Here is a 440-nt window from a genome sequence, read left to right on the forward strand (position 1 = left end):
GGGCAAGATGATCCCGGGTCTCGCTACGGAATGGTCTGTCAGCGAATCCGACAAGACGTTGTGGACCTTCAAGCTGCGCGACGGCGTGAAGTTCCACGACGGCTCGGCCTTCAACGCCGACGCGGTGATCTGGAACCTCGACAAGATCTTCAACAAGGACTGCCCGCAGTTCGACACGCGCCAGTCCGTGCAGGTCCGGCCGCGCCTGCCGAGCCTGGCGAGCTATCGCAAGGCCGGCGACATGGCGGTCGAGATGAAGACCAAGGCGGTCGATTCGCTGTTTCCCTATCAGCTGTTGTGGTTCCTGATCTCGAGCCCGGCACAATGGGAGAAGGTCGGCAGGGACTGGAACAAGTTCGCCTCGGAGCCCGCGGGTTCCGGTCCGTTCAAGCTCGCCCGCCTGGTGCCGCGCGAACGCGCCGAGCTGATCAGGAACGAGG

General features: G+C 63.6%; 1 protein-coding gene. It reads left to right on the forward strand.

What is annotated here, in order from left to right; all coding sequences use genetic code 11:
• Positions 1-440, forward strand: a 440-nt coding sequence (locus JG676_RS08125; RefSeq protein ID WP_246801824.1) for an ABC transporter substrate-binding protein, incomplete at both ends; no start/stop codon positions are given.

The sequence above is a fragment of the Campylobacter sp. 2018MI34 genome, from assembly GCF_016598975.1.
GTDB lineage: Bacteria > Campylobacterota > Campylobacteria > Campylobacterales > Campylobacteraceae > Campylobacter_D.